Source organism: Acidovorax sp., assembly GCF_022763525.1.
Taxonomy (GTDB): Bacteria; Pseudomonadota; Gammaproteobacteria; order Burkholderiales; family Burkholderiaceae_C; genus Acidovorax.
Map to the genome: position 1 here is coordinate 1 of NZ_JALEGG010000079.1, position 26282 is coordinate 26282.

Here is a 26282-nt window from a genome sequence, read left to right on the forward strand (position 1 = left end):
AACGCGCCGGTCGGGATCGTCGAGCCGCAGCCGCCAGCGCCGCCCATCGAGGCGCCCGTGGCACCTCCCGCCCCCGCCCCTGCGCCCCCGGCACCGCCCGCACCGCCCAAGATCGAACTGCCGTCCAGCGATGCGGCCTACCTGAACAACCCCAAACCCAGCTACCCCGCCATCAGCAAGCGCATGGGTGAACAGGGCAAGGTGGTGCTGCGCGTGCTGATCGGCACCGACGGCCTGCCCCAGAAGGTGGAAATCAACAAGTCCAGCGGCTTCGAGCGCCTGGACCGGCAGGCCCAGGAGGCCGTCATGCGCTGGCGCTTCGTGCCCGGCAAACGCAACGGCGTGTCCGAGACCATGTGGAACCTGGTCCCTGTCAACTTCGTTCTCGAATAACCAGCTCACAGTTTCAGATCACCGCTTCAGGGAGTTTTTTATGGAATCGCAATTCGGCATCGCCAACGTATGGATCCAGGGCGACTTCGTCACCCGCGCCGTCGCCATCATCCTGTTGGCCATGTCGCTGGCCTCGTGGATCGTCATCCTCATCAAGGCGCTGGACATCATCAAGTTCAAGAAGCACAGCCGCGCCGCGCAGGATTTCTGGCACAGCGAGGACTTTGCCGCCGGCCTGAGCAAGCTGGGCGCCGACCCCACCAACCCCTTCCGCCACCTGGCGCTGGAAGGCCGCGAAGCCACCGCCCACCACCGCAACACCAAGGCCCATTTGCACGACAGCCTGGACGTGAGCGACTGGGTCACGCGCTGCCTGCGCAACTGCATCGACGAGTTCACCGCCCGCTTGCAATCCGGCCTGGCCATCCTGGCCTCGGTGGGCTCCACCGCGCCTTTCATCGGCTTGTTTGGCACCGTGTGGGGCATCTACCACGCCCTGGTGGCCATCGGCACGTCCGGCCAGTCCACCATCGACAAGGTGGCCGGCCCCATCGGCGAAGCCCTCATCATGACGGCCCTAGGCCTGGCCGTGGCCATCCCGGCCGTGCTGGGCTACAACGCCCTGGTGCGCGGCAACAAGTCCATCCTGGGCGGCCTCAACAGCTTTGCCCACGACCTGCACGCCTACTTTGTCACCGGCGCCCGGGTGAACGCCGGCGGCGACCAAGGCAAGGTCCTGCCCATGAAGAAAGGCAGCTAAGCCATGGCTTTCGGAACGCAAGACGATGCCGATGACGTGATGAACGAGATCAACATGACGCCGCTGGTCGACGTCATGCTGGTGCTGCTCATCATCTTCATCATCACCGTGCCCGTCATGAAGCACTCGGTCAACGTGGACCTCCCTCGTGCCACCAACCAGCCCGAGAACATCAAGCCCGAAACCGTGCGCCTTTCCGTGTCGGCCGACGGCAAGTACTTCTGGAACGAATCGCAGGTCACCGAGGAAGAACTCTTCCCCCGCCTGCAGGCCGAGGCCGCCAAGGAGCCCCAGCCGGACCTGCACATTCGCGGCGACAAGAACGTGCGCTACGAGTTCGTGGCCCAGGCCATGGCCGCAGCGCAACGCGCTGGCGTGCGCAAGATCGGATTCGTGACCGATCCCCAACCCTGACGCGGCCGACATCAGCCCCATCCGGGCACGCGGCGTATCCAGAGCGCGCGGCGTGCCCTTTTTTCATTCTTCGACTTTGGGAGACCGGACACGCTGCTCGCGAAGCTTGGCGGCACGTGCGACTGGAAAACTGCAGCGTTGGACAAGGGGCTTCCGGCTGAGAGGCCGGCACGCCGTCGTTTCTTTGTGCGGCACCCACTCCACAAAAAGAAACACAAAACCTGCTTGACTCGTAATTGCGAATCGTTATCATTAGCAAAACGCAACGCCTCAGCACAGGAACCTCTTCATGCAAGCCACACTGACCGCCGCCTCGCTCCTGCGTCCTTCGTCTTCGGAGCAGCCCGTCGCCCGGGCTCACCGCGAAACGGCCCGCCCTGCCGAGGCTGTGGCGGGCGCAGTGGACAGCAGCGCACTGCTCCAAGGCCAGAAAGCTGTGGCCATCAGCCACAACGGATCGGTGTACCGCCTGCAAGCGACCAAGCTGGGCAAGCTCATCCTGACCAAGTAAGCAAGTCAGCAGTCCACCAGACCAAGTTTCATCGTGGGGCGACTCCCGGGCTTGCCACAAGTCCGAACGGGTCGTTTTTGCCAGCCAACGGGTTCACCCGCGTAGCCAGGCTTTTTTTCTCTCCGCTTTTCTCGCCCCAGGATTCACCGAACCCAACAAAAAAACCGGCCGATCGGCCGGTTTTTTTGTTGAGAAAGACTGCGTGGGTACTTCGATGACTTTCAGGCTCCAGCGCTTTATGGATAAGCGCAAGCAGCTATCAATTCAGGAGTTTTCTTTGGCAACCGCAGATTTCAAAGCCCCAGCGCTGCGATCCCCGCGCGGGCAATTTGCGCGTCTTCGGTGGACTTCACGCCGCTCACGCCCACAGCACCCAGGCACTGGCCGTCCTTGAGGATCGGCACGCCGCCTTCGAGCAAGCCGTCGATGGCCGGGGCGCTCAGGAACGACGTGCGGCCGCCGTTGATCACATCTTCATACACCTTGCTCTCGCGGCGTCCCAGGGCCGCTGTGCGGGCCTTGGAGGGCGCGATGTGGGACGACACTGCGGCGGCCCCGTCCAGGCGTTGCAGCCACAGCAGGTGACCACCATCGTCGACGATGGCAATGGTCACCGCCCACTGATTCCTGATGGCTTCGGCTTCTGCAGCAGCGGCGATGGCCTTGACGTCGGCCAGTTCGAGTTCGTGTTTGGTTTTCATGGAACGATTCGGCAAATGGGAAGAAGACACGGAGGATGCGCTGCCGCCCAGTTGGCAGGCCAGCGCAGGCAGCGGCAAGCATAGCGGCATCCTCCGGCCCGGCACCTCCATGCTGGGTTAAAGAGCCCTTACCAAAAATAGGTGACCGGACGCGGGTATTGCCCGGGCAAAAAGCGCCTCCACCTAAAATTTGTGGTGTCTGCGCTGTGCAGGCCAACAAGGAGAGACGCAAGATGATGAACGACCAAGTCACCACCCTGGGCCACTCTGCGGGCTATGGCATCTCGCAGGAGCAGCGCCACAAGGTGCTTCGCAATACCTACTGGCTGCTCGCCCTGAGCATGATCCCCACGGTGCTTGGCGCCTGGGTGGGCGTGGCCACCGGCATCACCCAGTCGCTGCGCGGCGGCGTGGGCCTGATCGTGTTCCTGGGCGGCGCGTTCGCATTCATGTTCGCGATCGAGAAGACCAAGCGCTCGGCCGCAGGCGTGCCCGTGCTGCTCGCGTTCACGTTCTTCATGGGCCTCATGCTCTCGCGCCTGATCGGCATGGTCCTGGGCTTCAAGAACGGCAGCGACCTCATCATGACGGCCTTTGCCGGCACGGCGGGCGTGTTCTTCGTGATGGCCAGCCTGGCCAGCGTGATCAAGCGCGACCTGTCGGGCATGGGCAAGTGGCTGATGGTCGGCGCGCTGGCCCTGATGGTGGGTGCCGTCATCAACGTGTTCGTGGGCTCGTCGGCCGGCATGATGGCCATCTCGGTGGCCGCCATCGGCATCTTCAGCGCCTACATGCTGTACGACCTGAAGCAGATCCTGGACGGCGGCGAAACCAACTACATCAGCGCCACGCTGGCGCTGTACCTGGACATCTTCAACGTGTTCCAGAGCCTGCTGGCCCTCCTCGGCATCATGGGCGGAGAGCGCGAGTAGTCTCCCCCTGAGCGGTTTTCGCCGCATCGAAATCCAAGGCTCCTTCGGGAGCCTTTTTTTCTTTTTTGTGGAGCTGGCCCCGGGGTCAGGCCTCAATCGCGGCGAAGTCCTGCCGATAATGCAAGTACATGTATCGCAAACCTTCCTCCACCGCACTGCGCCTGCTGGCGCTGTCCAGCATCCTGCTGCTGACCGCCTGCGACAAGATCCCCGGTCTGGGCCCGGATCCGCGCGTCGCCCAGCGCGAGGAGGAAGCCAAGGCCATCGGCGGAGCTTGCCGCCACGCTTTGCGGGGCCTGGAAGACTGCTACACCCTGAACCCCAAGGCTGCCAAGGCGGCGGTATTTGCCGGCTGGAAGGATATGGACGCGTACATGCGCGAAAACAAGATCGAGGGAACGCCCTCGGTACTGGGCAAGGCAGAGCCCAAGCCTGAGCGCACCGAGCGCAACAACGACATCGAAACCGAAACCCGCGACCCGGCCGCCAGCCGCAGCCGCAGTTAGCCGCCCGCCCCGCTCGCGCCTTGCAACAGGGCGGCCCGGCCAGGCGCCCTCCCTCCCGCATCCCGTCGACTAGTCGCGCTCGAACACCGCCATGCTCTCGACATGCGCCGTGTGCGGGAACATATTCACCATGCCCGCCGCCGTGCACCGATAGCCCGCCAGATGCACCAGCAGCCCGGCATCGCGCGCCAGCGTGGCGGGGTTGCAACTCACATAAACGATGCGCTTCGGTGGCGTCCAGCCTTCGGCGCCCGCAGGTAGTGGCCCCGCCCCTTCTGCGCCTATGCGAGCCTGCTCCAGATCGGCCAGCGCCTTGGCCAAGGCAAACGCCCCTTCGCGCGGCGGGTCCACCAGCCACTTGTCGGCAGATCCATCGGCCACCAGCATCTCGGGCGTCATCTCGAACAAGTTGCGCGCTACAAATTGAGTAGCTGCCAGCGCTTTATTTTCGGGCGCCTTGGCCTGATTCAATGCATAGTTCTCGCGCGATCGCGCCACCAAGGCCTCGCTGCCCTCGATGCCCAGCACCTCTCGGGCTTGCGTGGCCAGGGGCAGCGTGAAGTTGCCCAGGCCGCAGAACCAGTCGATGACACGCTCGTGCTTCTGCACATCCAGCAGACGCAGCGCGCGCGATACCAGCACGCGGTTGATATGCGGATTGACCTGCGTGAAGTCGGTGGGCTTGAAGGGCATGGTGATGCCGAAATCCGGCAGCGCGTACGACAGCTGCTCGCCGCCTTCGTCCAGCAGCCTCACGGTGTCCGGCCCCTTGGGCTGCAGCCACCATTGCACGCCATGCTCCGCGCCGAACGCTCGCAGACGGGCGATGTCGGCGCTGCTCAGCGGCTCCAGGTGGCGCAGCACCAGCGCAGTGACGTTGTCGCCGCAGGCCAGTTCGATCTGCGGACAGGTGTCGCGCGCATCCATGCCGGCGATCAGCGCGCGCAGTGGCATCAGCATCGCATCCACATGCGGGGGCAGAATTTTGCAGGTCCGCATGTCGGCGATGTAACGGCTCTTGCGCTCGTGGAAGCCGATCAGCACCTCGCCCTTCTTGATCACATGGCGCACGGACAACCGGGCGCGGTAGCGATAGCCCCAGGCCGGGCCTTCGATGGGCCGCAGCATGGTCTGCACCTTGACCTTGCCCAGGTGCCAGAGGTTGTCTTCCAGCACACGCTGCTTGACGGCCACTTGCGCACCTACGTGCAGGTGCTGCATCTTGCAGCCGCCGCAGGCACCAGCGTGCAGGCCGAAATGCGGGCAACCAGGGCGCACGCGCTGGGACGATTCGCGGTGAATCGCCACCAGGCTGGCCTGCTCCCAGTTGTTCTTCTTGCGGTGGGTGTTGGCGGTGACCAGCTCAAAGGGCAACGCGCCGTCGATGAAAACGACCTTGCCGTCGGGTTTGCGGGCGACGCCCTGGGCGTCCAGGTCCATGGCCTGAACGTGCAGCCAGCCTTCAGGAAGGTCGGCGGGGGAATTCTGCTCGGTGGGTTCCAGCGCGGGGGATAGTTCTTTGGGTTCGCTCATCCCTTGATTGTCTCAGGCCGGGCGCGATTCCCGGCAGGGGCCGCTCAACCCGGTCCCTCTGGACCAAGGCGCCCACTCCGCGGGCGCTCATGATTGCCTTCTCAGCCCCGGTCTGCGCGTGCGGGACGGCCGCCCACGCCCACAGAGCCGACACTGCCCGCCGCGCCCTCGGCCGAAGCCAGGGGCAGCTTGTTGACGGTGAGGTCGCAGTTGTGGTTGTCGGGCGAGAACACCAGCGTGGAGCCGGGCGCAACCAGCGGCAGGGTCTGGTGGATCTGGTAGGACATGTCGACCGGAGGCTCCGGCGCCCGGTACACGATGTCCTGGTCGGGGCCATAGACCACGTAACACGCCGCAGCGGCCGACTGGCTAAAAAAGGCGGCCGCCAGCACGGCAGCAGCAGCGTAGGGGGTGCGGATCATGGTTCTTCTCCTCAATCTGACGATTCTGCCGGGCATTATGCGGGCTTTGGGTTGCAGCGCCAACGTGGCTACGGCCCCGTGACACGGCACACGCCGTGCCGTGCCGCGCCCACGGCAGTTTTCATCGCAGATGGAGGTGGTTGGTGTGCTTGACCTCTTCCATCACCGCGTAAGTGCGCGTCTCGCGCACGCCAGGCAACTGCCACAGCACGTTGCCCGCAAACACGCGGTAGGCATTCATGTCGGCCGAGCGGGTCTTGAGCAGGTAGTCGAAGCCGCCGGCCACCATGTGGCATTCCATGATTTCGGGGTGCACCTGCACCGCGGCCTTGAACTGGTCGAACACATTGGGCGTAGTGCGATCCAGCAGCACCTCCACAAACACCAGCATGCCGGCGCCCAGCTTGAGCGGATTCAGGCGCGCCTCGTAGCCCAGGATGAAGCCATCGCGCGTGAGGCGCTGCACGCGCGCCAGCACCGCCGTGGGCGACAGGGCCACCGCCTCGGCGAGCTTGAGGTTGGCAATGCGCCCGTCTTCCTGCAGGATTGACAGGATCTTGCGGTCGATGCGGTCCAGTTCGGCTTCCATGGCTGCGTGGTGTAGTGAATTGTTCTTGGAAAGCAGATATTTTCAGATATTTATTCACCCGAAACCCAAGGATCATCACCGACATCCCTAACAATCCCCTTTCGCGCTTGCAAGGCCCGCCATGACGCAGCTCCCAGCCCCTTCGGTTTCCTCCGCTCCCGTCGCTCCGTTCGCAGGGTTCGCCCCCCGCACGCCGCTGGCCAATCCGCTGCGCGCCGCCATCACCGCGGCCTATCGCCGTCCCGAGCCCGAGGCCCTCGCCCCGCTGCTGGCCCAGGCCCGGCTGCCGCAGGACCAGGCCGCCGCGGCCCAGCAGCTGGCCCTGCGCATTGCCCGGACGCTGCGCGAGCGCAAGGCCAGTGCCGGCCGGGCGGGGCTGGTGCAAGGCCTGCTGCAGGAATTCTCGCTGTCATCGCAAGAAGGCGTGGCACTGATGTGCCTGGCCGAGGCGCTGCTGCGCATCCCCGACAAGGCCACGCGCGACGCACTGATCCGCGACAAGATCAGCCACGGCCAATGGGAGGCACACCTGGGCAAGAGCCCGTCGCTGTTCGTGAACGCCGCCACCTGGGGCCTGCTCATCACCGGCAAGCTGGTGGCCACGCACAGCGAAGGCAGCCTGGGGGCATCGCTCAGCCGACTGGTGGGCAAGGGCGGCGAGCCGCTGATCCGCAAGGGTGTGGACATGGCCATGCGCATGATGGGCGAGCAGTTCGTGACCGGCGAGACCATTGACGAGGCCCTGCGCAACGCCCGCACCATGGAAGCCGAGGGCTTTCGCTATTCGTACGACATGCTCGGCGAAGCGGCGCTGACCAGCGAAGACGCCCAGCGCTACTACGCGTCGTACGAGCAAGCCATCCACGCGATTGGCAAAGCTTCCAACGGGCGCGGCATCTACGAAGGCCCGGGCATCTCCATCAAGCTCTCGGCCCTGCACCCGCGCTACAGCCGGGCGCAATTCGGCCGCGTGATGGACGAGCTGTACCCCCTCGTCCTGCGCCTGACCGAACTGGCCCGGCGGTACGACATTGGCCTCAACATCGACGCCGAAGAAACCGACCGGCTGGAGCTGTCGCTGGATCTGCTGGAGCGCCTGTGCCACGAGCCCGCCCTGGCGGGATGGAACGGCATCGGCTTTGTGATCCAGGCCTACCAGAAGCGCTGCCCCTTCGTCATCGACTACGTGGTGGACCTCGCCCGGCGCACGCAGCGGCGCCTGATGGTGCGCCTGGTCAAGGGGGCCTATTGGGACAGCGAGATCAAGCGCGCCCAGGTCGATGGCCTGGCGGACTACCCCGTCTACACCCGCAAGGTGCACACCGACATTTCCTACATCGCCTGCGCACGCAAGCTGCTGGCAGCGCCCGAAGCGGTGTATCCCCAGTTCGCCACGCACAACGCCGAAACGCTGGCCACCATCTACCAACTGGCGGGCAGCAACTACTACGCAGGCCAGTACGAGTTCCAGTGCCTGCACGGCATGGGCGAGCCGCTGTACGAGCAGGTGGTTGGCGCTGTCACCGCAGGCAAGCTCGGCCGCCCCTGCCGCATCTACGCCCCCGTGGGCACGCACGAGACCTTGCTCGCTTACCTGGTGCGACGCCTGCTGGAAAACGGCGCCAACACCTCTTTCGTGAACCGCATTGCCGACGAAACCCTTGCGCTGGATGAACTGGTGAAAAGCCCCGTGCAGGTGGTGGACCAGCAAGCTGTTGCCGAAGGCGCTCCCGGCCTGCCCCATCCGCGCATCCCGCTGCCCGCTGCGCTGTACGGCACGCACCGCACCAATTCGCGCGGCCTGGACCTGTCGAATGAAAACACCCTTGCTGAGCTGGCCGCCACGCTGCAGGCTACCGCCAAGCAGCCCTGGACGGCCGGCCCGATGCTGGCCACCGACTTGCCGGCCGGCATCACCCAGCCCGTGCGCAACCCGGCCGACCACGCGGACGTGGTGGGGCACGTTCAAGAGGCCACCACAGCTGATGTGGACCTGGCCCTGACCCACGCCCAGGCCGTGGCCGCCCCCTGGGCCGCCACCCCGCCCGCCGAGCGCGCCGACGCTCTGCTGCGCACGGCCGACCTGCTGGAAGCCCGCATGCAGCCCCTCCTGGGCCTGCTGATGCGCGAGGCCGGCAAAAGCGCCAGCAACGCCGTGGCAGAAGTGCGCGAGGCCGTGGACTTTCTGCGCTACTACGCGGCCCAGGTGCAAGGCACCTTCGACAACGCCACCCATGTCCCTCTGGGCCCGGTGGCCTGCATCAGCCCCTGGAACTTCCCGCTCGCCATCTTCATGGGCCAAGTGGCCGCTGCGCTCGCCGCAGGCAACCCGGTGTTGGCCAAGCCAGCCGAGCAAACCCCGCTGATCGCCGCCGAGGCCGTGCGCCTGCTGTGGCAGGCCGGTGTGCCGCGCGCCGCAGTGCAACTGCTGCCCGGCCAGGGCGAAACCGTGGGTGCACGCCTGACTGGCGACGCCCGTGTGATGGGCGTGATGTTCACGGGCTCTACAGAAGTGGCGCGCATCCTGCAGCGCACACTGGCCGGCCGGCTGGATGCTGCTGGCCGCCCCATTCCGCTGATCGCGGAAACAGGGGGACAGAACGCAATGATCGTGGACTCTTCTGCGTTGGTGGAGCAGGTGGTGGGCGACGCCGTGTCGTCGGCCTTTGACAGCGCGGGCCAGCGTTGCTCCGCCCTGCGCTTGCTGTGCGTGCAGGAAGAAGCCGCCAACCGTGTGGTGGAGATGCTGCAAGGCGCCATGGGTGAGCTGCGCGTGGGCAACCCCGCCGAACTGCGTGTGGACGTAGGTCCGGTAATTGACGCCGAAGCGCAGGCAGGCATCACCCGACACATCGAGACGTTCCAGGCCAAGGGCCATCGCGTGTTCCAGCACCCGAACCATGTTTCGGCCGCCGGCGCACAAGGCACCTTTGTGCCGCCCACGCTGATCGAGCTGAACCACATCGGCGAGCTGCAGCGCGAAGTCTTCGGCCCTGTGCTGCACCTGGTGCGCTATGCCCGCAACGACCTGGACCAGCTGCTTGACCAGATCAACGCCACCGGCTACGGCCTCACGCAGGGCGTGCACACCCGCATCGACGAGACCATTGCCCGCGTGGTGAACCGCGCCCATGCCGGCAACGTGTACGTGAACCGCAACATGGTGGGCGCCGTGGTGGGCGTGCAGCCCTTTGGCGGCGAAGGCCTGTCGGGCACGGGCCCCAAGGCCGGTGGGCCGCTGTATCTGCTGCGCCTGCTGTCGCAGCGCCCGGCCGATGCCGTGGCGCGCACCTTGGCCGAGGCCGACCGCGCCGCCCCGCCCGACACGGCGCAGCGCGAACGCCAGCTGGCGCCCCTGGCCGCCTTGCAAGAATGGGCTCACGCGCAAGGCAACGCAGCGCTTGCCGCCACCTGCCGGCAGTTTTCGCAGCAAACCCAAAGCGGAATCGCCCGCACCCTCCCTGGCCCCACGGGCGAACGCAACGTCTACACCCTGGCCCCGCGTGCCCGCGTCCTGTGCCTAGCACGCGACGTGGGCGACCTGCTGACGCAGACGGCGGCCGTGCTTGCCAGCGGCGGCACTGCCCTGTGGCCCCAAGCCCAGGCCAGCTTGCGCGGGCAATTGCCGCCCCAGGTGCAGACGCAAGTCACGCTGCAGGACAACGCGCTGGGTGATGGCGCGCTGGCGCTGGACGCCGTGCTGCACCAGGGAGACACTCCATCGCTGCAGGCCGTGTGCGCCGCCCTCGCCCGCCGGGCGGGGCCCATCGTGGGCGTGACTGCCCTGCCCCCAGGCGCAACCGACATCCCTCTGGAGCGCTTGCTGATCGAACGCGCCCTGAGCGTGAACACAGCGGCCGCCGGAGGCAACGCAAGCCTGATGACGATCGGGTGAGTGCGCGGCCTGCGTGAAGCGGCTGGCCGCCGGGAATTGAGATCAAATCAGCGTCTGGCGCTTATTGGAAAAGCGCAAGAAGCTATAACTTTAATAGCAATTCAGGAGAGCGACGCCAACGGCAGATTGAGCAGCAGGTTCTGCGGCTTGATGCGCACCACGCCCTCAGCGTTTGTGGCCAGGCCCAGGTACACCGGCTTGCCAGCCACATCGGCACGCATTTCGGCGGGGTTGGCAAAGGTCAGCGTAAAAAGGCTCACCAGCCGTGCCATGCGCTCGGCATCCACGGGGCGATCCTGGTACAGGTCATTGAGGATGGCGGTGGACTCCACATCCAGGCCCACATGCCAACGCCAGGCGCTGTCGGTGATCCGGTGCACCGGCACGATCGAGACATTCACGCCCAGCAGATGCGCCACCCAGCGCTCCAGAACGCGCGCCAGTGCCTGAAGGCCCGAGCGGGCGCGGGTCATCCTCAGCGTGAGGCCGTGGCTCAGTTCCTGCGTCAGCTCGTGGGTCAGATCCAGCAAGAAAAGATGGCGGTCACTGGCCTCCCAGTACTGCGTGGCGTTGTCGGCCGTGAGCACCCGAAGTTGCTGCGCGGGCTGCACGGCGCCACTTTGCCGCAGCAGGCGCCCCAGCTCGCCCAGGCCAGCGGTGTCGTGCAAAAGGTCCAGCGTTTCGCGGTCGCCCGCCAGCATCTGGCCGTCCTGCAAGGTGATGCGCTGGGGCCTGAACAGCATCTCCGCAGCACGCGCCTCGAACGCATCCACGCCATCGGCGCCATTCATCACGTGGTGCAGCAGCGCATGCACCACCGCATCGACAAACACCACCGGCACATCCACCGAGCGGCTGCGCATGAGGTGCAGGTAGTAGGCCTCCAGCGTGCCGGCGGCCAGCAAGCCATCACGCACACGCAGGAACACGGCGTAGTTTTCGCGTGCGTCCGCATCTTGCACCTGTGCCAGTTCCTGCGGCGACACCGCGCGCGCAGGCGTTGCCACCAAAGCCTCGTGCAGCGCGACTTCGGCCGCGCACGATTCCGGCACCACGGCCAGTTCCGGCCGGCGCAGCAGATGCCGCACATACGCGTCGGTGGGGAGCAGCCACCCGCGGCCGTCACAGGCCAAGTGCGCGAGGCCGCTGTGGGGCCACAAATCAGGATCGAAGGTAGGCATGGGGATGGGGAAGATTCGTTCAACGGGATGCGCAGGCTCTCAAAGCCCGGACGAGCGCCAAGGCGGAATGCCGCCCTATCTGGATCGTCCCATCTTATCGGGCAGCGCCCCTTCACCAGCCAGTGAACGATTGCTGGCGAGCGACCAGCGGCCAGCGCGCGAGCACTTCGTGCCGTGACAGCCCGTACAGACTGTCCACCAGCGCGAAGTCTGACACCGTCCACGCCAAAGGAGCCACAGCCTGACGCCGCACGCCGCCGAGGCCGTAGTGCAGCGTCATGTGCGGAGAGAAGCGGCTGCGGATCTGCGCTTCGGCAAACCCCGCCTGCCGCATCGCGCCGCCGAGCGAGCGCTGAAAGCTCCGCAGCATCTGCACGCCCGCGCCCTGCCCCGCGAGCTCCACCGTGCCATTGCTGCCAGCATGGGTCGCGCCGCGGGACTGCAGCAAGTGAAGGCAGACATCAAAGGGTTCATGGACCAGCCGCTCACCTGCCGCCAGCGCCAGGTCCAGCACCGCACGGGGCACCGATCCCTCGAACTGCCCCAGATGCTGCAGGGTGAGGTGCAGTCGCTGCGTTGCCATTGGGCGGCTCAGGAGCGCGGGGTCAAGATCGGCCAGCATTTGCTGCCAACGTTCTGCAGCGGCTTCGGCCACGCCTGCGGGAGGGTACAAAAAGAAGTACAGATCGTGGCGTTGAAGCATGCAAACACACCCCGCAAGGAAAACTGATGCGCTCATGATACTGTGTTTAAATACAGTATTCAATCAGCACCCAGTTCGCCCATTTGCATTCCCCGGCGGCCCGAAATGCCCGGGATTCCCCCCGCTTTCGCAGGCACTGAATGCTGGTCGTTGCGGGATGATCGGCCAAGCTCCCGATTTTCCTCAGCCCCGCGAGCGACCAACCGACCGATGGAGTCCCATATGCTCGATATCTCTCAAGCCACCCATCTCCTGACCTCCATGGGCGTGTCCAGCACCCTGGCGGCTCGGGCCGCAGAGCGCGCGGCCCAAAAGCAGACCGATACGGACCCGCTCACCTTTCTCAAGGAGCTGAGATCCACGCTGGAAGAGCTGTCGGCCGAAGCCTCGTCCACCGCAGCCGATGGCGCCGCAGGCACCGCCGCCCCCCACAAGCCCGCCTACACCTCGACCACGGACCTCCAAGCCAAGGGCAACCGCACCGCCGCTTCAGCGACCTCCGGCACAGAATCCACCGCCGCTCAAGCGAAACCCACAGCACCGTTCAGCAACCTGGAAGAATTCAAGCAATGGGAAAAAGGCCTGGGGCATACCTTTGCCGCTGACTATGAGGCACCCGACTACGTGCGTCTCCACACACTGATGCTCAGCGGCGGCGACGATACCGTTGTGGGCCGCTACATGTTCTTCAAGAACCACCCCGAGTTCGCCGCCGACTACGAATCCATCCGCCAGGGCAACTTGTCCCAGTTCCCCACCGATGGATCGACCCTGATCAAGACCGACCTGTCCAAGTTGTCGCAAGAGACAGCAGACTACTACCGGAAGAATCCCAACGCCCTGCTGGCGGCCGAAGGCTTCAACATGGACCCCACGCTGGCCAAGATGCGCATGGACGGCGGTCTCAGCGTTCCCTCAGGGGAAAGCGTTTCCGAATGGCTCATGAGCAACAAGTGGACCAAGGATGGCGTCGTGGCCGAGAACAATCGCGTCGCGTACGCCAACGCTGACTTCATCGGACTGGACGGCAAAGGTGCAGGAACCTACCGGCGCGTCCAAATCGATACAGCCACCGGCAACCTCATCAACTACGACGGCCGGATCCACGATCCGCTGACGGGCGAAGCGAAGGCCTGACGCCCATCGTCTATAGGGCTGGCGGGCCGCAAAACCGGCGGCCCGCCAGCCCCTTCACTCCCACTCGATCGTCGCTGGCGGCTTGCTGCTCACGTCGTAGGTCACGCGGTTGATGCCACGCACCTCGTTGATGATGCGGCCCGATACCTTCTTGAGCAGCGCGTACGGCAGCTCGGCCCAGTCGGCGGTCATGAAGTCGCTGGTCTGCACAGCGCGCAGTGCCACCACGTAGTCGTAGGTGCGGCCGTCGCCCATCACGCCCACGCTCTTGACGGGCAGGAAAACGGTGAAAGCCTGGCTGGTGAGGTCGTACCAGGTCTTGCCGGTGGCTTCGTCGGTGAAGTTGCGCAGCTCCTCGATGAAGATCGCGTCGGCGCGCCGCAGCAGGTCGGCGTATTCCTTCTTCACCTCGCCCAGGATGCGCACACCCAGGCCGGGGCCGGGGAAAGGGTGGCGGTAGACCATCTCAGGCGGCAGGCCCAGGGCCACGCCCAGTTCGCGCACCTCGTCCTTGAACAGGTCGCGCAGCGGCTCCAGCAGCTTCAGGCCCAACTGCTCGGGCAGGCCGCCCACGTTGTGGTGGCTCTTGATGGTCACAGCCTTCTTGCTCTTGGCGCCGCCGGATTCAATCACGTCGGGGTAGATGGTGCCCTGGGCCAGGAAGGTGGCGCCCTTGTGGCCGCCGGTGCCGGCCTTGAGCTTGGCGGCTTCGGCCTTGAACACGTCCACAAACAGGCCGCCGATGATCTTGCGCTTTTGCTCGGGGTCGCTCACGCCGGCCAGGTTGGAGAGGAACAGGTCGCTCGCGTCCACGCGGATCACTTTGGCGTGCAGCTTGCCCTCGAACATGTCCATGACCATGTCGCCCTCGTTCAGGCGCAGCAGGCCGTGGTCCACGAACACGCAGGTGAGCTGGTCGCCGATGGCGCGGTGGATCAGGGCCGCGGCCACGGACGAATCCACGCCGCCGGAGAGTCCCAGGATGACTTCTTCATCGCCCACCTGGGCGCGGATGGACTCCACAGCCTCGGCAATGTGATCCTTCATCACCCAGTCCGGCTGCACGCTGCAGATGCCGAGCACGAAGCGCTCCAGCAGCGCCCGGCCCTGCACGGTGTGCGTGACTTCTGGGTGGAACTGCACGGCGTAGAAGCGACGCGCCTCGTCGGCCATGCCCGCGATGGGGCAGCTGGGCGTGGAGGCCATGAGCTTGAAGCCGGGCGGCATTTCGGCCACCTTGTCTCCGTGGCTCATCCACACCTTGAGCATGCCGTGGCCCTCGGCCGTGGTGAAGTCGGCAATGTCCTTGAGCAGCGCCGTGTGGCCGTGGGCGCGTACCTCGGCATAGCCGAACTCCCGCTTGTGGCCACCCTCGACCTTGCCGCCGAGCTGCTGCGCCATGGTCTGCATGCCGTAGCAGATGCCCAGCACCGGCACACCCAGCTCGAACACAGCCTGGGGCGCTTTGTCGGTAGTCTCCTCGTACACGCTGGCATGGCTGCCGGACAGGATCACGCCCTTGAGCGAACCATCGGCGGCGTACTGACGCACCCATTCGTCGGACACATCACAGGGATGCACCTCGCAGTACACATGGGCCTCGCGCACGCGCCGGGCGATGAGCTGGGTGACTTGCGAGCCGAAATCGAGGATAAGGATTTTCTGGTGTTGCATGGTGGTGGTCCGTCAGAGGCGGGAGAGGTCGAAAAGCGGGACACCGCTGCGCTGGGCGGCAGCGATCTGGTGGGCGTCAAAGGTGGCCAGGGGCAGGCGCAGCGAGCGGGCCAGCCAGAGATATGCGGCATCGAAGGTGGGCAGGCCGGTTTCCAGCGCAACGTCGAGCACGGCCTTGTGCTGTGCCGGGGCAAGTTCGTGCAGTTCCACGCGGTGGCGAATGGCTTCAAGGACGCCCCACAAGCCTTCGACGGAGGCGGCAGGGATGCGGCCACTGTTCACGCCGCTGGAAATGAGATTGCTGCACTCCCACTGCCAGAGGTTCGGAGCCTGGGGTTCGACCTCATCGCGGCGGATCAGCGTGTACAGGCGGCGCGTGTGTTCGCTGGCCGCATCGGGCAGCAGCCAGGCGGCGGTGACGGAGGCGTCGAGCACAAAGGCAGTCATGCGGCGGCCCGGCCTTTGCGGCGCAGTGCATCCAGGGCGCCAGCCTCGGCCGCGGGGCGAATGCTGGCATGCAATGCGTCGATCTGACCCAGCTCGCGGGCGATCTGCTCGTCCGAAATCACCGGACGGCGGCGCACGGGCAGCATGCGCACCACTTCTTTGCCATGCCGGGTGATGCGCACCTCCTCACCCTGCTCAACCAGTTCGATCAGGGCCGAGAACCGGCTCTTGGCTTCGTAGATACCGACGGACTGCATGGATGCGCGGACCCCAAAAAGAAAAGTCTGGCCTGAACAATGAATTCAGACCAGACTATATCAGTCTGACTAGATTTTTTCAATCAGGCCAGATTAGATCGACAACGATCAGTCAGCGCGGTAGTTCGGCGCTTCCTTGGTGATCTGCACGTCGTGTACGTGGCTTTCGCGGATGCCCGCAGTGGTGATCTCGACGAACTCGGCCTTGTTGTTCATCTCTTCGATGGTGGCGCAACCGCAGTAGCCCATGGAGGCACGCACGCCGCCGGCCATCTGGTACACGATGCTGACCATCGAGCCCTTATAGGGCACGCGGCCTTCGATGCCTTCGGGCACGAGCTTGTCGGCATTGGGGTTGCCGGTGCTCGATTCCTGGAAGTAGCGGTCGGCGCTGCCCTGCTGCATGGCACCGATGGAGCCCATGCCGCGGTAGCTCTTGTAGCTGCGGCCCTGGAACAGGATGACCTCACCGGGGGCTTCTTCTGTACCTGCAAACATCCCGCCCATCATCACCGTGCCTGCGCCAGCGGCCAGGGCCTTGGCGATGTCACCGCTGTAGCGGATGCCGCCGTCCGCGATCAGCGGCACGCCCGTGCCCTTGAGCGCGGTGGCCACGTTGTCGATGGCCATGATCTGGGGAACGCCCACACCTGCCACGATGCGCGTGGTGCAGATGGAGCCGGGGCCGATACCGACCTTGACTGCGTCCGCGCCGGCCTCGACCAGCGCCAGCGCCGCGGCTCCGGTGGCGATGTTGCCGCCGATCACATCGACTTGCGGGTAGTTCTGCTTGACCCAGCGCACGCGGTCAATCACGCCCTTGCTGTGGCCGTGCGCCGTGTCCACGACGATGGCATCCACCCCCGCCTTGACCAGGGCCTCGACGCGTTCTTCGGTGCCCTCGCCCACGCCAACGGCTGCGCCCACGCGCAGACGGCCGGAGGCGTCACGCGCTGCGTTGGGGAAGCTGGTCTGCTTGGTGATGTCCTTCACCGTGATCAAGCCCTTGAGCTCGAAGGCGTCGTTGACGACGAGAATGCGCTCCAGCTTGTGCTTGTTCAGCAGAGCCTTGGCTTCGGCGGGCGTGGTGCCGTCCTTTTCGTTGACGGTGATGAGCTTCTCGCGCGGGGTCATGATCTGGTGGACCTTGACGTCGTAGCGCGTCTCAAAGCGCAGGTCGCGGCCCGTGACGATGCCGACCACCTTGCCGCCGTCGCAAACGGGGAAGCCCGAGATGCCGAGCTGCTCGGACAGCTGCAGCACCTGCAGCACCGTGTGCTCGGGGGTGATGACCACCGGGTCACGCAGCACGCCGGATTCGTAGCGCTTGACCTTGGCGACATGGGCAGCCTGCTCTTGCGCCGTGAGGTTCTTGTGCACGATGCCGATGCCGCCTTCCTGGGCAATGGCAATGGCCAGACGCGCTTCGGTCACGGTGTCCATGGCGGCGGACACGAGCGGCAGGTTCAGTTGGATGTTGCGGGAGAGTTTCGTCGCGAGGGACGTGTCCTTGGGCAGGACCTGGGAGTACGCTGGCACCAGCAACACATCGTCGAAGGTGAGCGCTTTTCCAAGAAGGCGCATGAGAAAGCTCCAAAAAATGGATTGTACCCGCGCCGCGTGTGGTGAAAACGCGCCCATCCGTCCGCGGCGCGCTGGCGGGGCCGAAGGCACATGGATAAACTTGGCCGCATGAAAACGCACAAGCTTCTCCTGCTGGCCGTGGCCTGCACCTGGGCCGTGGGCGCCGCGGCGCAATGGCAGTGGATCGACAAAGATGGGCGCAAGGTCTTCAGCGACCGCCCCCCTCCACAAGAAATCCCGGAAAAGAGCATCTTGAAGCAACCCGGCGGCGCGTCGCGCGCTGCATTGCCCGCGCCAGCCGCACCGGCGGCAGAAAGCGCGCCCGCAAACGCCTCAGAAGGCTCGACGGCGGCGGCTTCTGCTCCCAAGCCCGCAGCCAGTTCGCCAGGTGCCGGCAAGGACAAGGCCCTGGAAGAGAAAAAGGCCCAGGCCGAAGCTGCCGAAGCCGCCAAGAAGAAGGCAGAGGAAGAAAAGCTGGCCAAGGCCAAGGCGGAGAACTGCAACCGCGCACGTCTGGCCAGGGCGGCTTTCGACTCGGGCAGGCCCATCACCCAATCGAACGCCCAGGGCGAGCGGATCTTCCTGGACGAGGCCGGCCGGGCTGCAGAAGTCAAGCGCATCGACGGCGTCATTGCCAGCGACTGCAAGCGCTGACCGCCGGTGGAGTCCGCAGGCGCGGACTCAGTAGCCTGCCTTCCCGCCGGGCCGCTGGCGGGCAAACAGGCCCGTGGCTCGCGCGCCCTGGCGTGCAAAGCGTTCACGGCGAGCGACCTTCGGGTCCACCTGCAGCGGCCGATAGATCTCCACGCGATCCAGGTGCCGCAAGCGCGTATCCAGGGCGGCTGCGCGGCCCCAAATGCCGAGCGAGCCCTCGCCGCCCTCCACGGCACGAACCGGGCGGTCTCCACAAGCCGCCAACGCATCGGCCACCGTCGCCCCCTCGGGCAAACTCAACACCCATTCCTGCGTTGTCCGCGCAGTAACGCATGCCACCACTGTCACCTGCAGCTTGACGCCACCTGCGTCCTCAGCCATACACCTGCTCGGCACGCTTCACAAACGCATCGACCATGCTGCCAGCGATGCGGTCGAACACCGGCCCCACCAGCGCCGCCAGCGCCGTGCTGTCAAAGCCATAGTTCAAGAGAAGCTCCACCTTGCAGGCACGCTGCGAGCCGTCGCCCACGGGGCTGAAATGCCAATCTCCGTCCAGCCGCGAGAACGGTCCTTTCACCAGGTGCATCTGCACGCGCCGGCCGGCCTCATGGGTATTGCGTGTCACGAAAGTCTGGCGGATGCCGCTGAACGCGATGCCGACCTCCGCGGTCATCCCATCCTCGCGGCGCTCGATCACGCCTGCATGGTCGCACCACGGCAGAAACTGGGGGTAGTGCTCCACCCCGGTGACGAGGGCAAACATTTCTTCGGGGCTGTACCAGATGAGGACGGACTTATGGACAGTTTTCATGCAGAAAGCGCCTGGCTTCAGTGGGCGCCAGGCGGAGGAAATTAGAATCGCTGTCAGCGACACCCACGCATTGTAGGGAGGCCTTTTAACTCCCGGTTTGTGCCGCATCTACATCTTCATGGCCAAAAAACCCGATCCCGCGTCCCGCATTGCCGACAACAAGAAAGCGGCCTTCAACTACTTCTTCGAGGAGCGCCACGAGGCGGGCATGGTGCTGCACGGCTGGGAAGTCAAAGCGCTGCGCGAGGGCAAGGTGCAGCTCACCGACGGCTATGTGCTCATCCGCGACGGAGAACTGTACCTGCTGGGCTGCCTCATCCATCCGCTCAAGACGGCGTCCACCCACGTGAACCCGGAATCGGCCCGCACCAAGAAGCTTCTGCTCAAGAAGGACGAAATCAAGCGCCTGATCGGCAAAGTCGAGCAAAAGGGCTACACCCTAGTGCCGCTGAACCTGCATTGGAAAAACGGTTACGTGAAGTGCGAGATCGCCCTGGCCAAGGGCAAGGCCGAGCACGACAAGCGCGACACCATCAAGGACCGCGAAGGCAAGCGCGAAGTGGAGCGGGCGATGAAAAGCAGGAACAGGTAAGCCGCTGAGGCCGCAGGCTTGGGCGCGCCGGTTTCAAGGCTGATGAAACCGGCGACTGCTTTTTTTCATGGGAGGTGGAATAAACCCCCTCGTCGGTGTGTTCATGGAGATGCGATCTGGCAACAGCCGGTGTCTGCAAACCCTCTTCGACCTGGAGATCCCATGAAAAAAACCCTCTTGTCCTTCGTTGCGTGCGTGGCCATCGCTGGCTGCTCCACCATGGCAGCCAACAGCCCCGTGAAAACCGTGGACGGCGTGCTGGTGGGCGCCAACGGCATGACGCTCTACACCTTTGACCGCGACGTGGCCGGTAGCGGCAAGTCGGTGTGCAACGGCCCCTGCGCCACCAACTGGCCGCCCCTGGTGGCCCGCTCCGCCCCCGGCGGCGACTACAGTCTGGTGACGCGCGATGACGGCACGACCCAGTTGGCCTACAAGGGCAAGCCGCTGTACTACTGGGTCAAGGACGCCAAGCCTGGCGACAAGACCGGCGACGGCGTGAACCAGGTCTGGCGCACGGCACGGCCCTGAGCCGGCCACAAGCCTTTGCGGCGCGCATCGCGTGAACCGAGCCCAAGTCATTGAACAGCTGCCCGGCCTGCGCCGCTACGCGCGCGTGCTGACGGGCGACGCCTGGGCGGCCGACGACCTGGTGCAGGACACCCTGGAGCGCGCGTGCAGCAAGTGGCGGCTGTGGCGAACGGGCAGCGACCTGCGCGCGTGGTTGTTCACGCTGATGCACAACCTCTACCTCAACCAGCGCCGCGATGCGCCCGCCCTGGCGGCGGTGGACATTGACGACGTGAAAGACCAGTTGCCGGACGCCAGCAACCCGGCCACGGATGGCCTGCTGGACCTGGAACGCTGCCTGCAGCGGCTGCCGGCGGAGCAGCGTGCCGTGCTGCTCCTCGTCACCGTGGAAGACATGAGCTATGAGGACACGGCCCGCATCCTGGCCATCCCCGTGGGCACGGTGATGTCGCGCCTTTCGCGCGCGCGCAGCCGGCTGGCGGCGCTGATGGACCATGTGCCTGCCCATCGCCCCGATGCGCACAGCGCCCCGCCGAGCCTGCGCCGTCTGAAATGAAATGAAGTGATGCCCGAGCCCCAACGCCCCTAGAGAAGTGACATGGACCGGAACGCCCCGCACCCTGCCCCCGACGATGCCGGCCGCCGCGACTGGCATGCGCTGGTGGACGACCGGCTGCCCCCCGCCGAGGCCGAGGCCCTGCGGCAGGAACTGGCCGGCGACCCGGCAGCGCAGGAGACCATCGCACGCTGGCAGCACCAGCGCGCGCAGCTGCGGGCCTTGCACCAGGATTTGGAACGCGCCCCTGTGCCCGAAGCGCTGCTGCAGGCCGCGCTGGCCGCTGCGGCGGGACAAGCCCGGCGGCACGCTGACTGGTGGCGCTGGGGCGGCATGGCGGCCTCGGTGCTGGCGGCGTTCGGGCTGGGATGGATGGGGCATGGCCAATGGGCTGGCCACGGCGCAGCGGCGGGCATAGCGGGCGCGCGGGGCATGGCCGTGCCCGCCGCGGCCCCCGCGCAGCGCTTTGCGCAGCAGGCCGCCGTCGCCCACGCCGTGTACCAGCCCGAGGTACGCCACCCGGTGGAGGTGACGGCCGCGCAGCAGGACCATCTGGTGCAGTGGCTGTCCAAGCGCCTGGAACGGCCGCTCAAGGTACCTGTGCTGTCCCCGCAGGGCTACGAACTGGTAGGGGGGCGCCTTCTGCCGGGCGACACCGGCGCCCGCGCGCAATTCATGTACCAGAACGGGACGGGTCAACGGATCACGCTGTACCTGGGCGCTCTACCGAAGGATGCGGCGCAGCATCCCTCCAGTCCAGCATCCAGTCCGGCAGCGGCGCCCTCGCCCGCCCCCACTGCAGCATTCCAGTTCACGCACGATGGGCCGGTCCCCGCGTTCTACTGGGTAGAACAGAACTTTGGCTACGCGCTGAGCGGGCAGCTGCCGCAGGCCGAGCTGCTGGCGTTGGCCACCAGCATCTACCAGCAGTTGCAGTAGCTGCCCCAACCGCGGCAATGGGCGCATCCCGGTCGCCGCGGGGTGAACGATCAGGCCAGCGCCGCCAGCGGGTGCGCGTGGGCAGGCCAGGGGCTCACGAAGAACGGCGCCACCATCTCCGGCGTCACGTCTTCGATGCGGTCCGGATTCCACTTCGGCGCGTGGTCCTTGTCCACGGCCAGGGCGCGGATGCCCTCCACCGTTTCGCTCTGGCCCGGGCGCAGATAGAAGCAGTGGCGCACCATGTCGCGCTCCATGCGCAGGTCGGCGGCCAGGTCCATGGCACGGGCGCGGCGGATCTGCTCCAGCACTACGTGCAGCATCAGCGGCGAGCGCTTGCGCAGCGTGGCCGCGGTATTGCGCGCCCACTCGCTGTCGGCGGCTTCGAGCGCAGAGATGATCGCGCCCACGCTGGGGAGCGAGAAAATTTGGTCAATTTGGCCTCTAGCGCTTGTGTGGTGAGCGCTGGCAGCTACAAATTTAGAAGCAACAAAGGCTTTGATCGCGCCAGCATCCGCGAAGGTCTGCGTGGCCAGGGCCTCCCACACGACGCTCTGCTGTTCGCTTGGCAGGCAGCCGTCGGCCAGCCCGCTTTCAATCGCATCGCCCGCGCCGATGGTGTCGCCCGTGAGCGCCAGCCACTCGCCCACATGGCCAGGACAGCGACTCAGGAAGTAGCCCCCACCCACGTCAGGGAACAGGCCGATGGCCGTCTCGGGCATGGCCATCTTGGTACGCTCGGTCACCACGCGCAGCGCGGCGCCTTGGCTGATGCCCATGCCGCCGCCCATCACGATGCCGTCCATGAAGGCGATGTAGGGCTTGGCGTAGTTGTGGATCAGGTGGTTGAGGGCGTATTCCTCAGTGAAGAAGTCTTCCAGCTGCGGGTTGCCCTGGCTGCCCGCCTGGTGCAGAAAGCGGATGTCGCCGCCTGCGCAGAAGGCGCCGAACGGGCCCTCCTTGTTGCTCCCGCGAATGGCCACGGCCAGCACGCGCGCGTCGCTCTGCCAGGCCAGCAGGATGCCCATCAGCTCGCGCACCATGCCCAGCGACAACGCATTGAGAGCACGCGGGCGGTTCAGGGTAATCAACCCGACTTGGCCACGCACTTCGCTCAACACTTCCGGCACTACCGTCTCCGTCATTTTTGTTCCTTCCAACCTAACAGTTCATTGAAAACCAGCGCGCCAATCACCAGCGCACCTCCCGTCAGCACCGCCGGTGCGGGCTTTTCGCCCGCGCCCAGCCAGGCCAGCAGAATGCCAAAGATCACTTCCAGCAAACCCAGCAGTGCCATCTCGGGCGCCTTGAGCACTCGGCCGCAGCGCACGGCCAGCACGCAGGGGATGGCCAATTGCACCACGCCCAGCAGCGCCAGCAGCGCGAGGTCACGCCCGGAGGCCTGGAACGGCAATGCCAGCGGCAGCGTGGCCACCACCGAGATCACCGCACCCACCAGCACGGCGGGCACCAGGTCCACCGCGTGCCCGTGGCGCTGCGAATGCTGCACCACCGTCCAATTGACGGCAGCGGCCACCGGCACGCACAAGGCCACCAAGGTGCCGGCAAGCGGCAGGCCCGCCATCTGCGAGCCGTACATCCACGCAATGCCCAGCCCCGCCAGCCCAATCGCCACCCAGGTGCGCGGTGCAATGCGGTGCCCGATGAACAGCCACGAGAACAGCGCTGTGAGCAGCGGCCCGACCGCCATCGTCACCAGCACATTGGCCACGGGCATCAGCACCAACGCCACCATGAAGGCGGTGAACATCACGCTCCAGCACACGCCAGAAATCCACAGGGCCCGCCCGCTGTGACGCATGGACGTGAACACCGCCCTGCCCTGCAGCGTGGGCAGGATGACCAGCAGCGACAGCAGCGTGAAAAAGCTGCGCCAGAAGGTCACCTCGAAACTCGCCGCATGCTCCAGATGGCGCGTGATCACCCCGGCAATCGACCACATCAGCGTCACGGCGACCATCAGCAGCACGGCCCGGGAATGGGTGAGTTTCAACATGGGTTTGCGTTGGGTTCAGACGGAAAAAAGGCCACTGCGTGGCAGTGGCCCTTTCGGAAACGCTGAGCTTATCAAGAACGGGCCGCGCGCTTGCGCTCGTTTTCGGTCAGGTAGCGCTTGCGCAGGCGCACGCTCTTGGGCGTGATCTCGACCAGCTCGTCGTCCTCGATGAACTCCACGCCGTATTCCAGCGTGAGGTCGATCGGGGGCGTGATCTTGATCGCGTCTTCCTTGCCCGACACGCGGAAGTTGGTCAGCTGCTTGGTGCGCGTGGCGTTCACCACCAGATCGTTGTCGCGGCTGTGGATGCCGACGATCATGCCTTCGTACACGGGGTCGTTGGCCTTCACGAACATGCGGCCGCGGTCGTCCAGCTTGCCCAGCGCGTAGGTGAAGATTTCACCGTCATCCATGGAGATCAGCACACCGTTCTTGCGGCCGCCGATGTCGCCCTTGTGCGGCTCGTAGCTGTCGAAGATGTTGCTGATGAGGCCCGAGCCACGCGTCAGGTTCAGGAATTCGTTGGTGAAACCGATCAGGCCGCGGGCCGGGATGCGGTACTCCAGGCGCACGCGGCCACGGCCGTCGGACTCCATGTTCACCAGTTCGCCCTTGCGCTCGCCCAGGGCTTGCATCACGCCGCCCTGGTGGCCTTCTTCGATGTCCGCCGTCACCAGCTCGATCGGCTCGTGCTTGACGCCGTCGATGTCCTTGAACACCACGCGGGGCTTGGACACGGCCAGCTCGTAGCCTTCGCGGCGCATGTTTTCGAGCAGGATGGTCAGGTGCAGTTCGCCACGGCCCATCACTTCGAACACGCCTTCTTCGTCGGTCTCCTTCACACGCAGGGCCACGTTGTGCTGCAGTTCCTTTTGCAGGCGGTCCCAGATCTGGCGGCTGGTCACGAACTTGCCCTCACGGCCGGCCAGGGGCGAGGTGTTCACGCAGAAATTCATGGTCAGCGTGGGCTCGTCCACCTTCAGCATGGGCAGCGGCGCGGGGTTGGCCGGGTCGGTCACGGTCACGCCGATGCCGATGTCTTCAATGCCGTTGATCAGCACGATGTCGCCAGGGCCTGCCAGGGGGGTCTGCATGCGGTCCAGGCCCTGGAAGGTCAACACCTGGTTCACGCGGCCCTTGGTGGTCTTGCCGCCGGGGCCTTCCATGACCAGCACGTCCTGTGCAGGCTTGAGCGTGCCCTGGCTGATGCGGCCCACGCCGATGCGGCCCACGAAGCTGGAGAAGTCCAGCGCCGAGATCTGCAGCTGCAAAGGTGCGTCAGGGTTGCCGGAGTTCGGCGGCACGTGCTTGAGGATGGTGTCGAACAGGGCGGACATGTCGGGGCCCCACTGCTCGCCCGGCGCGCCTTCTTCCAGCGACGACCAGCCATTGATGCCCGAGGCATACACCACGGGGAAGTCGAGCTGCTCGTCGGTGGCACCCAGCTTGTCGAACAGGTCGAACGCGGCGTTCACCACCTTGTCGGGGTTGGCACCGGGCTTGTCCACCTTGTTCACCACCAGGATGGGGCGCAGGCCCAGGGCCAGGGCCTTCTTGGTCACGAAGCGCGTCTGGGGCATGGGGCCTTCCTGCGCGTCGATCAGCAGCACCACGCTGTCGACCATGGACAAGGCACGTTCCACTTCGCCGCCGAAGTCCGCGTGGCCGGGGGTGTCCACGATGTTGATGTGCGTGCCCTTCCAGCTCACGGCGCAGTTCTTGGCCAGGATGGTGATGCCGCGTTCCTTTTCGATCGCGTTGTTGTCCATCACCGTGTCGACGACCTTCTCGTGGTCGGCGAACGTGCCGGACTGGCGCAGCAGCTGGTCGACCATGGTGGTTTTGCCGTGGTCAACGTGGGCGATGATCGCGATGTTGCGGATTTGTTTGGTCGTCGTCATAGTTTTTCCAATGTGCCGCTTAGCTTGTGTGTAGGCGCGGCGTGCCTTCCAGGATCTGTTGAATTTCGAGTGGCGAGAGCAGCCGGTCTGGCACCAGTTCTCCCCCAGTGATGTGCCCCACGCCCAGCAGGGTGTGCGGCTGGTCGCCGAAGACAGCCACGGCGTCGGCGTCCGGCCACGGGCCGCGGCGGCGTACCCCCGAGAGGAAACGTGCGGCATTGTCGCTGTCCAACGTGACACGCACGTGCTGCGCCAACAGCGACTCCGGAGCTTCAAGCGCCGCCAGGCGGTCTGGCTCAGGCATGGCTTCCAGCTCCGCCAACGTCACGCAGCGCTCCAGCCCGATGCCGCCGGTGTCGATGCGGCGCAGGAAGGTGAGGTGCGCGCCACAACCGAGCGCTGTCCCCACATCCTCACCCAGGGTACGGATGTAAGTACCCTTGCTGCAGGTTACTACCATTTTGATAGCTGGCTGCGCTTGCCCCGCTTGCGTCAGCGTGATTTTTAATGCATAAATCACGACGTCGCGCGGCGCACGCTCCACGGTCACGCCCGCCCGCGCGTACTCGTACAAGGCCTTGCCGTCCTTCTTGAGCGCGCTGTGCATGGGCGGCACCTGGCGGATGGGGCCGGTGAACT

The 26282-nt window shown here is 65.5% G+C and carries 29 protein-coding genes; 13 read left to right on the forward strand and 16 right to left on the reverse strand.

Features of this window, described 5'->3' with window-relative positions; all coding sequences use genetic code 11:
- From MRY84_RS05780 to MRY84_RS05795, 4 genes are all read left to right on the forward strand, one after another.
- Nucleotides 1-393, forward strand: a 393-nt coding sequence (locus tag MRY84_RS05780) for an energy transducer TonB (protein WP_291504792.1), incomplete at its 5' end; no start/stop codon positions are given.
- A gap of 40 nt (nt 394-433) precedes the next feature.
- Nucleotides 434-1153: a MotA/TolQ/ExbB proton channel family protein gene (locus tag MRY84_RS05785; RefSeq protein ID WP_291504793.1), complete on the forward strand. Its 720-nt coding sequence runs from the start codon at nt 434-436 to the stop codon at nt 1151-1153.
- A gap of 3 nt (nt 1154-1156) precedes the next feature.
- Complete coding sequence (locus tag MRY84_RS05790; protein WP_142145414.1) at nt 1157-1567, forward strand: biopolymer transporter ExbD; 411 nt, start codon at nt 1157-1159, stop codon at nt 1565-1567.
- A gap of 289 nt (nt 1568-1856) precedes the next feature.
- Nucleotides 1857-2078: a hemin uptake protein HemP gene (locus MRY84_RS05795; RefSeq protein WP_291504794.1), complete on the forward strand. Its 222-nt coding sequence runs from the start codon at nt 1857-1859 to the stop codon at nt 2076-2078.
- A gap of 293 nt (nt 2079-2371) precedes the next feature.
- On the opposite strand, the gene MRY84_RS05800 is transcribed toward MRY84_RS05795, so the two are convergent.
- Nucleotides 2372-2779 (reverse strand): heme-binding protein, encoded by a 408-nt coding sequence (locus tag MRY84_RS05800; RefSeq protein WP_291504795.1) that lies wholly within the window; start codon nt 2777-2779, stop codon nt 2372-2374.
- A gap of 236 nt (nt 2780-3015) precedes the next feature.
- Between MRY84_RS05800 and MRY84_RS05805 the strand changes: the two genes are divergently transcribed.
- Together MRY84_RS05805 and MRY84_RS05810 are read left to right on the forward strand one after the other, a co-directional pair.
- The gene (locus tag MRY84_RS05805; protein ID WP_291504819.1) at nt 3016-3711 is read left to right on the forward strand and encodes a Bax inhibitor-1/YccA family protein; all 696 of its coding nucleotides are present in this window, start codon (nt 3016-3018) and stop codon (nt 3709-3711) included.
- A 128-nt stretch (nt 3712-3839) separates the two neighbouring features.
- On the forward strand, nt 3840-4217 hold the full coding sequence (locus MRY84_RS05810) for a hypothetical protein (protein ID WP_291504796.1): 378 nt from the start codon (nt 3840-3842) through the stop codon (nt 4215-4217).
- A gap of 69 nt (nt 4218-4286) precedes the next feature.
- Here the strand turns inward: MRY84_RS05810 and rlmD are convergent, their stop codons facing one another.
- The 3 genes from rlmD to MRY84_RS05825 form a co-directional block, all read right to left on the reverse strand.
- Nucleotides 4287-5750 (reverse strand): 23S rRNA (uracil(1939)-C(5))-methyltransferase RlmD, encoded by a 1464-nt coding sequence (rlmD, locus tag MRY84_RS05815; protein ID WP_291504797.1) that lies wholly within the window; start codon nt 5748-5750, stop codon nt 4287-4289.
- 101 nt (nt 5751-5851) lie between these two features.
- Entirely contained in the window at nt 5852-6172 is a 321-nt protein-coding gene (locus MRY84_RS05820) for a hypothetical protein (protein ID WP_291504798.1), read from the reverse strand.
- A gap of 121 nt (nt 6173-6293) precedes the next feature.
- On the reverse strand, nt 6294-6761 hold the full coding sequence (locus MRY84_RS05825; protein WP_291504799.1) for an Lrp/AsnC ligand binding domain-containing protein: 468 nt from the start codon (nt 6759-6761) through the stop codon (nt 6294-6296).
- Nucleotides 6762-6882: 121 nt separating this feature from the next.
- Between MRY84_RS05825 and putA the strand changes: the two genes are divergently transcribed.
- Nucleotides 6883-10656: a trifunctional transcriptional regulator/proline dehydrogenase/L-glutamate gamma-semialdehyde dehydrogenase gene (gene putA / locus MRY84_RS05830; RefSeq protein WP_291504800.1), complete on the forward strand. Its 3774-nt coding sequence runs from the start codon at nt 6883-6885 to the stop codon at nt 10654-10656.
- Between the two features lie 101 nt (nt 10657-10757).
- Here the strand turns inward: putA and MRY84_RS05835 are convergent, their stop codons facing one another.
- Nucleotides 10758-11837: a DUF6352 family protein gene (locus tag MRY84_RS05835; protein WP_291504801.1), complete on the reverse strand. Its 1080-nt coding sequence runs from the start codon at nt 11835-11837 to the stop codon at nt 10758-10760.
- A 112-nt stretch (nt 11838-11949) separates the two neighbouring features.
- Nucleotides 11950-12540, reverse strand: a complete 591-nt coding sequence (locus MRY84_RS05840) for a 2'-5' RNA ligase family protein (protein WP_291504802.1) — start codon at nt 12538-12540, stop codon at nt 11950-11952.
- Between the two features lie 222 nt (nt 12541-12762).
- Here MRY84_RS05840 and MRY84_RS05845 point away from each other — a divergent pair, with 222 nt between their 5' ends.
- Nucleotides 12763-13677, forward strand: a complete 915-nt coding sequence (locus tag MRY84_RS05845; RefSeq protein WP_291504803.1) for a hypothetical protein — start codon at nt 12763-12765, stop codon at nt 13675-13677.
- A gap of 54 nt (nt 13678-13731) precedes the next feature.
- On the opposite strand, the gene guaA is transcribed toward MRY84_RS05845, so the two are convergent.
- The 4 genes from guaA to guaB form a co-directional block, all read right to left on the reverse strand.
- Nucleotides 13732-15351, reverse strand: coding sequence for a glutamine-hydrolyzing GMP synthase (gene guaA, locus MRY84_RS05850; protein WP_291504804.1), 1620 nt, complete (start codon nt 15349-15351; stop codon nt 13732-13734).
- 12 nt (nt 15352-15363) lie between these two features.
- A complete protein-coding gene (locus tag MRY84_RS05855) occupies nt 15364-15798 on the reverse strand; it encodes a type II toxin-antitoxin system VapC family toxin (protein WP_291504805.1) in 435 nt (144 codons plus the stop codon).
- Nucleotides 15795-16055 carry a type II toxin-antitoxin system prevent-host-death family antitoxin gene (locus MRY84_RS05860; protein WP_291504806.1) on the reverse strand — a complete coding sequence of 87 codons (261 nt, stop codon included), beginning with the start codon at nt 16053-16055 and terminating at the stop codon, nt 15795-15797. The genes MRY84_RS05855 and MRY84_RS05860 overlap by 4 nt, the downstream gene beginning before the upstream one ends.
- Before the next feature lie 108 nt (nt 16056-16163).
- Nucleotides 16164-17639, reverse strand: a complete 1476-nt coding sequence (gene guaB, locus MRY84_RS05865) for an IMP dehydrogenase (protein WP_291504807.1) — start codon at nt 17637-17639, stop codon at nt 16164-16166.
- Between the two features lie 108 nt (nt 17640-17747).
- On the opposite strand from guaB, the gene MRY84_RS05870 reads away from it, so the two are divergent.
- Nucleotides 17748-18293 carry a DUF4124 domain-containing protein gene (locus MRY84_RS05870; protein ID WP_291504808.1) on the forward strand — a complete coding sequence of 182 codons (546 nt, stop codon included), beginning with the start codon at nt 17748-17750 and terminating at the stop codon, nt 18291-18293.
- 27 nt (nt 18294-18320) lie between these two features.
- Here MRY84_RS05870 and MRY84_RS05875 read toward each other — a convergent pair whose 3' ends face one another.
- Nucleotides 18321-18674: an RnfH family protein gene (locus tag MRY84_RS05875; protein ID WP_291504809.1), complete on the reverse strand. Its 354-nt coding sequence runs from the start codon at nt 18672-18674 to the stop codon at nt 18321-18323.
- Complete coding sequence (locus MRY84_RS05880) at nt 18667-19107, reverse strand: type II toxin-antitoxin system RatA family toxin (protein ID WP_291504810.1); 441 nt, start codon at nt 19105-19107, stop codon at nt 18667-18669. Before MRY84_RS05880 ends, MRY84_RS05875 begins: the two co-directional genes overlap by 8 nt.
- 118 nt (nt 19108-19225) lie before the next feature.
- On the opposite strand from MRY84_RS05880, the gene smpB reads away from it, so the two are divergent.
- The 4 genes from smpB to MRY84_RS05900 all read left to right on the forward strand — a co-directional run bounded on the left by smpB (nt 19226) and on the right by MRY84_RS05900 (nt 21725).
- A complete protein-coding gene (gene smpB / locus MRY84_RS05885; RefSeq protein WP_291504811.1) occupies nt 19226-19699 on the forward strand; it encodes an SsrA-binding protein SmpB in 474 nt (157 codons plus the stop codon).
- A 162-nt stretch (nt 19700-19861) separates the two neighbouring features.
- The gene (locus MRY84_RS05890; RefSeq protein ID WP_291504812.1) at nt 19862-20230 is read left to right on the forward strand and encodes a hypothetical protein; all 369 of its coding nucleotides are present in this window, start codon (nt 19862-19864) and stop codon (nt 20228-20230) included.
- A 31-nt stretch (nt 20231-20261) separates the two neighbouring features.
- Nucleotides 20262-20786: a sigma-70 family RNA polymerase sigma factor gene (locus tag MRY84_RS05895; protein WP_291504813.1), complete on the forward strand. Its 525-nt coding sequence runs from the start codon at nt 20262-20264 to the stop codon at nt 20784-20786.
- 42 nt (nt 20787-20828) lie between these two features.
- Entirely contained in the window at nt 20829-21725 is an 897-nt protein-coding gene (locus tag MRY84_RS05900; protein WP_291504814.1) for an anti-sigma factor, read from the forward strand.
- A 50-nt stretch (nt 21726-21775) separates the two neighbouring features.
- On the opposite strand, the gene MRY84_RS05905 is transcribed toward MRY84_RS05900, so the two are convergent.
- From MRY84_RS05905 to MRY84_RS05920, 4 genes are all read right to left on the reverse strand, one after another.
- On the reverse strand, nt 21776-22870 hold the full coding sequence (locus MRY84_RS05905) for an enoyl-CoA hydratase/isomerase family protein (protein ID WP_291504815.1): 1095 nt from the start codon (nt 22868-22870) through the stop codon (nt 21776-21778).
- Nucleotides 22867-23742, reverse strand: a complete 876-nt coding sequence (locus MRY84_RS05910; RefSeq protein WP_291504816.1) for a DMT family transporter — start codon at nt 23740-23742, stop codon at nt 22867-22869. The genes MRY84_RS05905 and MRY84_RS05910 overlap by 4 nt, the downstream gene beginning before the upstream one ends.
- Before the next feature lie 71 nt (nt 23743-23813).
- Nucleotides 23814-25643 carry a translational GTPase TypA gene (gene typA, locus MRY84_RS05915; RefSeq protein ID WP_291504817.1) on the reverse strand — a complete coding sequence of 610 codons (1830 nt, stop codon included), beginning with the start codon at nt 25641-25643 and terminating at the stop codon, nt 23814-23816.
- Nucleotides 25644-25662: 19 nt separating this feature from the next.
- Nucleotides 25663-26282 (reverse strand): tRNA pseudouridine(55) synthase TruB (locus MRY84_RS05920; RefSeq protein WP_291504818.1); only part of this gene is annotated, 620 nt, incomplete at its 5' end.

Coding starts and splice junctions, on each gene's coding strand:
- MRY84_RS05785 (WP_291504793.1), top strand. CDS start 434: ATGGAATCGCAATTCGGCATCGCCAACGTATGGATCCAGGGCGACTTC.
- MRY84_RS05790 (WP_142145414.1), top strand. CDS start 1,157: ATGGCTTTCGGAACGCAAGACGATGCCGATGACGTGATGAACGAGATC.
- MRY84_RS05795 (WP_291504794.1), top strand. CDS start 1,857: ATGCAAGCCACACTGACCGCCGCCTCGCTCCTGCGTCCTTCGTCTTCG.
- MRY84_RS05800 (WP_291504795.1), bottom strand. CDS start 2,779: ATGAAAACCAAACACGAACTCGAACTGGCCGACGTCAAGGCCATCGCC.
- MRY84_RS05805 (WP_291504819.1), top strand. CDS start 3,016: ATGAACGACCAAGTCACCACCCTGGGCCACTCTGCGGGCTATGGCATC.
- MRY84_RS05810 (WP_291504796.1), top strand. CDS start 3,840: ATGTATCGCAAACCTTCCTCCACCGCACTGCGCCTGCTGGCGCTGTCC.
- rlmD (WP_291504797.1), bottom strand. CDS start 5,750: ATGAGCGAACCCAAAGAACTATCCCCCGCGCTGGAACCCACCGAGCAG.
- MRY84_RS05820 (WP_291504798.1), bottom strand. CDS start 6,172: ATGATCCGCACCCCCTACGCTGCTGCTGCCGTGCTGGCGGCCGCCTTT.
- MRY84_RS05825 (WP_291504799.1), bottom strand. CDS start 6,761: ATGGAAGCCGAACTGGACCGCATCGACCGCAAGATCCTGTCAATCCTG.
- putA (WP_291504800.1), top strand. CDS start 6,883: ATGACGCAGCTCCCAGCCCCTTCGGTTTCCTCCGCTCCCGTCGCTCCG.
- MRY84_RS05835 (WP_291504801.1), bottom strand. CDS start 11,837: ATGCCTACCTTCGATCCTGATTTGTGGCCCCACAGCGGCCTCGCGCAC.
- MRY84_RS05840 (WP_291504802.1), bottom strand. CDS start 12,540: ATGCTTCAACGCCACGATCTGTACTTCTTTTTGTACCCTCCCGCAGGC.
- MRY84_RS05845 (WP_291504803.1), top strand. CDS start 12,763: ATGCTCGATATCTCTCAAGCCACCCATCTCCTGACCTCCATGGGCGTG.
- guaA (WP_291504804.1), bottom strand. CDS start 15,351: ATGCAACACCAGAAAATCCTTATCCTCGATTTCGGCTCGCAAGTCACC.
- MRY84_RS05855 (WP_291504805.1), bottom strand. CDS start 15,798: ATGACTGCCTTTGTGCTCGACGCCTCCGTCACCGCCGCCTGGCTGCTG.
- MRY84_RS05860 (WP_291504806.1), bottom strand. CDS start 16,055: ATGCAGTCCGTCGGTATCTACGAAGCCAAGAGCCGGTTCTCGGCCCTG.
- guaB (WP_291504807.1), bottom strand. CDS start 17,639: ATGCGCCTTCTTGGAAAAGCGCTCACCTTCGACGATGTGTTGCTGGTG.
- MRY84_RS05870 (WP_291504808.1), top strand. CDS start 17,748: ATGAAAACGCACAAGCTTCTCCTGCTGGCCGTGGCCTGCACCTGGGCC.
- MRY84_RS05875 (WP_291504809.1), bottom strand. CDS start 18,674: ATGGCTGAGGACGCAGGTGGCGTCAAGCTGCAGGTGACAGTGGTGGCA.
- MRY84_RS05880 (WP_291504810.1), bottom strand. CDS start 19,107: ATGAAAACTGTCCATAAGTCCGTCCTCATCTGGTACAGCCCCGAAGAA.
- smpB (WP_291504811.1), top strand. CDS start 19,226: ATGGCCAAAAAACCCGATCCCGCGTCCCGCATTGCCGACAACAAGAAA.
- MRY84_RS05890 (WP_291504812.1), top strand. CDS start 19,862: ATGAAAAAAACCCTCTTGTCCTTCGTTGCGTGCGTGGCCATCGCTGGC.
- MRY84_RS05900 (WP_291504814.1), top strand. CDS start 20,829: ATGGACCGGAACGCCCCGCACCCTGCCCCCGACGATGCCGGCCGCCGC.
- MRY84_RS05905 (WP_291504815.1), bottom strand. CDS start 22,870: ATGACGGAGACGGTAGTGCCGGAAGTGTTGAGCGAAGTGCGTGGCCAA.
- MRY84_RS05910 (WP_291504816.1), bottom strand. CDS start 23,742: ATGTTGAAACTCACCCATTCCCGGGCCGTGCTGCTGATGGTCGCCGTG.
- typA (WP_291504817.1), bottom strand. CDS start 25,643: ATGACGACGACCAAACAAATCCGCAACATCGCGATCATCGCCCACGTT.